We start from the raw sequence: 7,356 nt of genomic DNA on the forward strand, positions 1-7,356 counted from the left end.
CATGACCGCCGCCCTGAAAGCCGCGCCCGACACCGCTCATCAAAGCGGCGCCCGCCTGCTGGTCTCGACGCTCGAGCGGCTGGGGGTGCAGGTCGTGTTCGGCTATCCGGGCGGCGCGATCATGCCCGTCTATGACGCCCTGACCGGCTCGTCGCTGAAGCACATCCTGGTCCGCCACGAACAGGGCGCGGCCTTCGCCGCCGATGCTTACGCCCGGATGAGCGGCCGGGTCGGGGTCTGCATGGCCACCTCCGGCCCCGGCGCGACCAATCTGGTCACCGGCATCGCCAATGCGATGATGGATTCCGTGCCGATGGTCTGCATCACCGGCAACGTCGCCCAGGGCGTCATGGGCACCGACGCCTTTCAGGAGATCGACATCCTGGGCGTCACCTTGCCCATCGTGAAGCATTCGATCCTGATCCGCCACGCGGCCGACATCCCGGCGGCGGTCGAGGAAGCGTTCCATATCGCCGCGACCGGCCGCCCCGGCCCGGTCCTGGTCGATCTGCCCAAGGACGTTCAGGTCGGTCAGGCCGCCGACGACTTCGGCTTCAATCGCCCGAACCACGTCGCGCCGCTGGACCACGATGCGATCGCCCAGGCCGAGCGCTTCATCCGCGCCGCCGAACGCCCACTGATCTACATCGGCGGCGGGGTGAAGATCGGCCGCGCCACCGACGCCGTCCGCGCCTTCGCCGAGGCGACCGGCATCCCGTCCATCGCCACCCTGAACGCCCTGGGCACCATCCCCACCGACGCCCCCGGCTTCTTGGGCATGCTGGGCATGCACGGCTCGCGCGCGGCCAACGAGGCGGTTCAGGACAGCGACCTGCTGATCGTCCTGGGCGCCCGGTTCGACGACCGCGCCACGGGCAAGCTGGCCGAGTTCGCGCCCCACGCCCGCGTCGTTCATTTCGACATCGACGCCGCCGAGATCGGCAAGCTGCGCACCGCCCATGTCGCCGTCACAGGCGAGCTGAAGCCGGCGATCGAGGCGCTGTCCGCGCGTCTGGCTTCCTCCCCCCTGGCCATCGACCCGTGGATCATCCGCTGCGCCTCGGCCGCCGCGCGCCACGCCCCGCGCTATGACGCGCCCGGCGACGGCGTGTACGCCCCCGCCCTGCTGAAGACACTGTCCGAAGCCGCCGGCGACCGCTTCGTCGCCGCCTGCGACGTCGGCCAGCATCAGATGTGGGCCGCACAGCACTGCCGCTTTTCCCGGCCCGAGGCGCACATCACCTCGGGCGGTCTGGGGGCCATGGGCTTCGGCCTGCCCGCAGGTCTGGGGGCCAAGCTGGCCGCGCCGGACGCCACGGTCGTCACCATCGCCGGCGACGGCGGCTTCATGATGAACGTCCAGGAGCTGGCGACCCTGCGCCGCTACGGCGTGCCGCTGAAAATCGTCCTGCTGGACAACAGCTCGCTGGGCCTGGTCCGCCAGTGGCAGGAGCTGTTCTTCGCCGAGAACTATTCCGAGATCGACCTGTCCGACAATCCGGACTTCGTGAAGGTGGCCCAGGCCTTCGGCATAGAGGCCTTCCGAATTAGCCGGCGCGAGGAGGTCTCGCCCGGCATCGCGCGCCTGCTGGCCGCGCCCGGTCCCTGCCTTGCGCACGTCGTCATCGACCCCCGGGAAAACGTGTGGCCGCTGGTCCCGCCCGGAAAGAACAACGCTGAAATGATCGAGGGCTGAACGCCATGACCGACACCATCCACATCCGCATCGATCGCGCCGACGGCTCCCTGCAACGTCTCATCGGCCTGGTCGAGCGCCGGGGCTTCCACATCGACGGCATGAGCCTGACCGAAGAAGGCGCCGCGCGCCGGATCGCCCTGGCCGTGCGCGGTCGCGACGACGGCCGCTGCGTCGACAGCCTGGGCCGCCAGATCGACAAGCTGTTCGGCATGGACCGCGTCGCCTTCCAGCCAGAGGTGGCGACATGAGCCGCGTAGCCAGGGCGGTCGCCGCCGATCCCGACCGCGTCATCGTCTTCGACACCACCCTGCGCGACGGCGAACAGGCGCCGGGCTTCTCGATGTCGCCCGACGACAAGGTGCGCATGGCCCATGTGCTGGCGGACCTGAAGGTCGATGTGATCGAGGCCGGTTTCGCCGCCGCCTCGCCCGGCGACGAGGAAGGCGTGCGCCGCGTGGTGGGCCAGGTCGCCCGCGACGACGGCCCGGTCTTCTGCTCCCTGTCCCGCGCACAGGAGGGCGACATCGACGCCGCCTGGCGCGCCTTGCAGGGCACGCCGGACCGCCGCCTGCACATCTTCCTGGGCGCCAGTCCGACGCACCGCGAGTTCAAGCTGAAGATGACGACGGACCAGGTGCTGGCCGCCGTCGACCGCGCCGTGCGCTATGCCCGCACCCGCTTCGACGATGTCGAGTTCAGCCCCGAGGACGCCATCCGCACCGAGCCGGAATTCCTGGCCGAGGTGTGCGAGGTCGCGGCCGCCGCCGGGGCGACGACCCTGAACATCCCCGACACCGTCGGCTATTCCACCCCGAACGAGATCACCGACCTGTTCCGCTTCCTGATCGGCCGGGTGCGGCCGCGCCATCCGCAGGTCGTCTTCTCGACCCACTGCCATGACGATCTGGGGCTGGCGGTCGCCAACTCCCTGGCCGCAGTCCAGGGCGGGGCGCGTCAGGTCGAGGGCGCGATCAATGGCATCGGCGAGCGCGCCGGCAACGCCTCGATCGAAGAGATGGTGATGGCCCTGCGCGTCCGCGCCGACCGTCTGAACGTCACGACCGACGTGGACGCCACCCATTTCGTCCGCGCCAGCCGGATGCTGAGCGAGATCACCCACACGCCGGTGCCGCGCAACAAGGCCATCGTCGGCGTCAACGCCTTCGCCCACGAGGCCGGCATCCACCAGCACGGCATGCTGGCCGACGCCCGCACCTATGAGATCATGCGGCCCCAGGACGTCGGCTTCGAGGGCAGCTTTTTCGTCCTGGGCAAACACTCGGGCCGTCATGCGGTGGCCAAGCGCGCCGAGGTCCTGGGCCACGCCCTGACCGGCCAGCACCTGACCGACTGTTTTGCCGGCTTCAAGCGCCGCGCGGACGAGATCGGCGAGATCGACGACGCCGAACTGCTGGCCCTGGTCGAGGCCAGCCGCCCTTTCCCCTCTCCCCAATCCGAGGAACGCGCCTATGCGGCCGCTGGCTGAACACATCTGGATCAACGGCGAACTGACGCCCTGGGCGGACGCCAAGGTTCACGTCATGAGCCACGCCCTGCACTACGGCACCTCGGTGTTCGAGGGGATCCGCGTCTATGACACGCCGAACGGGCCGTGCGGCTTCCGCCTGACCGACCACATCCGCCGCCTGTTCGACAGCGCGCGCATCTATCACTTCCCCCTGCCCTTCGATGAGGCCGAGTTGGTCCAGGCGTGCAAAGAGGCGGTGCGGGCCGAGGGGCTGCGCTCGGCCTATATCCGCCCGCTGGCCTTCCTGGGCGAGTGCGGCATGGGCGTCACCCCGTCGCCCGACGCCATGCGCGTGGACGTGATGATCGCCGCCTTCCCCTGGGGCGCCTATCTGGGCGAAGAGGCGCTGGAGAAAGGCGTCGACGCCTGCATCTCCAGTTGGAACCGCGTCGCCCCCAACACCATCCCGGCGGGGGCCAAGGCGGGCGGCAACTATCTGTCCGGCTATCTGATCGGGCGCGAGGCGCGCGTTGGCGGCTATGGCGAAGGCATCGCCCTGGGCGTCGACGGCCGCCTGTCTGAAGGGGCGGGCGAGAACCTGTTCGTGGTCAAGGACAACGTCCTGATGACGCCCCCCGCCGCCGCCTCGATCCTGCAGGGCATCACCCGCGACAGCGTGATGAAGCTGGCCCGCACCCTGGGCTATGAGGCGCGCGAACAGGCCCTGCCACGCGAGGCGCTGTACGTCGCCGACGAGGTCTTCATGACCGGCACGGCGGCCGAGATCACCCCCGTCCGCTCCATCGACGGCATCCCGACCCGCGCCGCCGGTCCCGGCCCGATCACCCGCGCGATCAATACCGCCTTCCGCGGCCTGTTCGACGGCACGACCCCCGACCGCTTCGGCTGGCTGGAGCCCATCGGCGCAGCGGCGGCGGCGGCGGCGGAGCAGAAGGAGCGCATCCATGAACCCGCCTAGGACCCTGTTTGACAAGGTCTGGGACCGTCACATCGTGACGGCGGAGACGGCTGACACGCCCGGCGTCATCTATGTGGACCTGCATCTGGTCCACGAAGTCACGTCACCCCAGGCCTTCGCCGAGATCGAGGTGCGCGGCCTGACCGTGCGCCGTCCCGACCGCACCTTCGCCACCCTGGACCATTCGACCCCCACCCTGCCCGCCGGGCCCGACGGCGAACGGCCCTATTTCACCCCCGCAGCCAGAACCCAGGTCCAGACGCTGGAGGCGAACTGCGCCCGTCACGGCATTGAGCTGGCGGGCTGGGACAGCGACCAGCGCGGCGTGGTCCACGTCATGGGGCCGGAACAGGGCCTGACCCAGCCGGGCATGACGGTCGTCTGCGGCGACAGCCACACCGCCACCCACGGCGCCTTCGGGGCGCTGGCATTCGGCATCGGCACGTCCGAGGTCGGCCATGTGCTGGCGACCCAGTGCTTGCTGCAGCGCAAGGCCAAGGCGATGCGCGTCACCGTCGACGGCGCCCTGCAACCCGGCGTCTCGGGCAAGGACGTGGCCCTGGCCGTCATCGCCGCCATCGGCTTCGGCGGCGGCACGGGCCATGTCATCGAATACGCGGGCGAGGCCGTGCGCTCGCTGGACATGGAAGGGCGCATGACCCTGTGCAACATGTCCATCGAGGCGGGCGCCCGCGCGGGCATGATCGCCCCGGATCAGACGACCATCGACTGGCTGCGCGGCCGCCGTCACGTCCCGGCCGATTTCGACGCCGCCGTCGCCGACTGGCTGACCTTGGCCACCGATCCCGGCGCGGTCTTCGACAAGGAGGTGACGCTGGACGGCGCCGCCATCCGCCCCATGGCCACCTGGGGCACCACCCCCGACGCGGGCGCCTCCGTCGGCGCCCCCGTGCCCCAGCCGCGCGACGAGTCGGATCAAAAGGCCATCGACTACATGGGCTTCACGGCGGGTCAGGCGACGACCGGTCACCCCGTCAACGTCGTCTTCATCGGCAGCTGCACCAACGGCCGCCTGCCCGACCTTCGCGCCGCCGCCGACATTCTGAGGGGCCGCAAGGTCAGCCCCGGCGTGCGGATGCTGGTCGTCCCGGGCTCCGAGGCCGTACGCCGCGACGCCGAGGCCGAGGGGCTGCACCACGTCTTCACCGCCGCCGGGGCCGAATGGCGCATCCCCGGCTGTTCGATGTGCATCGCCATGAACGGCGATTTCGTCGGTCCGGGCCAACTGGCCGTCTCGACCTCGAACCGCAATTTCGAGGGCCGGCAGGGCAAGGGCGCCCGCACCATCCTGGCCAGCCCCGCCACCGCCGCCGCCACCGCCGTCGCCGGCGTCCTGACCGACCCGCGCGCCTATCTGGAGGCCCCTGCCCATGCCTGAGCCCTTCAAGATCCTGACCTCGCGCACCCTGACGCTCAGCCAGGCCAATATCGACACCGACCAGATCATCCCCGCGCGGTTTCTGACCACCACCACGCGCCAGGGGCTGGGCGCTCACGCCTTCCACGACTGGCGTTACGAGACGGACGGCTCGCCCCGACCGGAATCCGTGCTGAACCGCATCGACCCAACCGAGCGGCGCATCCTGCTGGCGGGCCCCAATTTCGCCTGCGGCTCGTCGCGCGAGCACGCGCCATGGGCGCTGCTGGACTATGGCTTCCGGGCGGTGATCTCGACCTCGATCGCCGACATCTTCACCTCCAACGCGCTGAAGAACGGCTTCCTGCCCATCGTCGTCGATCAGGGGACCTGGGACGATCTGGCCGCCCATCCCGACCAGCCGGTGACCATCGATCTGGACGCCGCCGAGATCCGGCGCGGAAACGCCCCCGCCGTCCCCTTCGCCGTCGAATCCTTCGCCCGCCAGTGCCTGCTGGACGGCGTCGACACCTTGGGATGGCTGCAATCGAAGCTGCCCGCCATCGAATCCTATGAGCGCGCCCGCGCGCCGGAGACCGCCCAATGACCGCTGCCCGCACCTTCAACATCGTCGTCCTGCCCGGTGACGGCGTCGGCCCGGAAGTCGCCCTGGCGGCCCGGCGCGTCCTGACCTGTATTGGCGACATCTACGGACACCGGTTTGAATTTTCGGAACATCTGATCGGCGGCGCGGCCATCGATGCGACCGGCGAGCCCCTGCCCGCTGCGACTCGAGACGCCTGTCTGGCGTCCGACGCCGTGCTGCTGGGCGCGGTCGGCGGGCCCCAATGGGACGGCGGCAAGGTCCGGCCTGAACAGGGTCTGCTGGCCATCCGAAAGGCGATGGGCCTGTACGCCAACCTGCGCCCGCTTCAGGTCTCGCCCGTCCTGGCCCATCGCTCGCCGCTGAAAAAGGAGATCGTCGAGGGCGTCGATCTGATCGTGTTCCGCGAACTGACGGGCGGTATCTATTTCGGCGAAAAGACCCGGACCGACACTCGCGCCTCGGATCTGTGCGTCTATACGACGCCCGAGATCGAGCGTGTCGCCCGCGCCGCCTTCCAGGCCGCGCAGCAGCGCCGGGGCAAGGTGACCTCGGTCGACAAGGCCAACGTCATGGAGACCAGCCGCCTGTGGCGCGAGGTCGTGACCCGCATCCACGCCCAGGAATATCCCCAGATCACGCTGGAGCACGCCCTGGTCGACTCCATGGCCATGCACCTGATCCGCAGGCCGCGCGACTATGACGTCATCCTGACCGAGAACATGTTCGGCGACATCCTGTCGGACGAGATTTCGGTGCTGGGCGGCTCCATCGGCCTGCTGCCGTCCGCCTCGTTGGGCGCCGACGGCCCCGGCCTGTTCGAGCCGATCCACGGCTCGGCGCCCGACATCGCGGGTCAGGACCTGGCCAATCCGGTGGGCATGGTGCTGTCGGCGGCGATGATGCTGCGCCACAGCTTCGATCTGGAGGACGAGGCCGGCTCGATCGAGGCCGCCGTCGCCGCCGTCCTGGCCTCGGGCGCCGTCACCGCCGACCTGGGCGGCGAACTGGGCACGGTCGCCGCCACCCGCGCCATCGTCGACGCCATCCGCGCCATCCACTGGGCGGCCGCGCGACACGTGCCGATGCACTGGGCGTGACACACCCTCTCCTCCCCCGTTCACGGGGGAGGAGAGGGTGTGTCACGCCCAGTGCATCGGCACGTGTCGCGCGGCCGCCCAGTGGATGGCGCGGATGGCGTCGACGATGGCGCGGGTGGCGGCGACCG

At 70.0% G+C, this 7,356-nt stretch carries 7 protein-coding genes; all 7 read left to right on the forward strand.

Annotated features, from left to right (window positions below):
- Window position 1: 1 nt before the first annotated feature.
- The 7 genes from ilvG to leuB are packed head-to-tail and all read left to right on the forward strand — an operon-like array spanning window position 2 to window position 7,228.
- Window positions 2-1,696 (forward strand): acetolactate synthase 2 catalytic subunit, encoded by a 1,695-nt coding sequence (gene ilvG, locus EON91_RS10100; protein WP_292094174.1) that lies wholly within the window; start codon window positions 2-4, stop codon window positions 1,694-1,696.
- Between the two features lie 5 nt (window positions 1,697-1,701).
- Window positions 1,702-1,947, forward strand: a complete 246-nt coding sequence (locus EON91_RS10105; RefSeq protein WP_292094175.1) for an ACT domain-containing protein — start codon at window positions 1,702-1,704, stop codon at window positions 1,945-1,947.
- Entirely contained in the window at window positions 1,944-3,185 is a 1,242-nt protein-coding gene (locus EON91_RS10110) for a 2-isopropylmalate synthase (RefSeq protein WP_292094176.1), read from the forward strand. The genes EON91_RS10105 and EON91_RS10110 overlap by 4 nt, the downstream gene beginning before the upstream one ends.
- Window positions 3,169-4,146, forward strand: coding sequence for a branched-chain amino acid transaminase (locus tag EON91_RS10115; RefSeq protein ID WP_292094178.1), 978 nt, complete (start codon window positions 3,169-3,171; stop codon window positions 4,144-4,146). The genes EON91_RS10110 and EON91_RS10115 overlap by 17 nt, the downstream gene beginning before the upstream one ends.
- Window positions 4,133-5,545: a 3-isopropylmalate dehydratase large subunit gene (gene leuC / locus EON91_RS10120; RefSeq protein WP_292094184.1), complete on the forward strand. Its 1,413-nt coding sequence runs from the start codon at window positions 4,133-4,135 to the stop codon at window positions 5,543-5,545. The genes EON91_RS10115 and leuC overlap by 14 nt, the downstream gene beginning before the upstream one ends.
- Complete coding sequence (leuD, locus tag EON91_RS10125) at window positions 5,538-6,131, forward strand: 3-isopropylmalate dehydratase small subunit (protein WP_292094185.1); 594 nt, start codon at window positions 5,538-5,540, stop codon at window positions 6,129-6,131. The genes leuC and leuD overlap by 8 nt, the downstream gene beginning before the upstream one ends.
- Window positions 6,128-7,228: a 3-isopropylmalate dehydrogenase gene (gene leuB, locus EON91_RS10130; RefSeq protein ID WP_292094187.1), complete on the forward strand. Its 1,101-nt coding sequence runs from the start codon at window positions 6,128-6,130 to the stop codon at window positions 7,226-7,228. Before leuD ends, leuB begins: the two co-directional genes overlap by 4 nt.
- Window positions 7,229-7,356: the final 128 nt, after the last annotated feature.

Origin of the sequence: Brevundimonas sp. (assembly GCF_004210735.1) — a bacterium.
Classification (GTDB): domain Bacteria; phylum Pseudomonadota; class Alphaproteobacteria; order Caulobacterales; family Caulobacteraceae; genus Brevundimonas.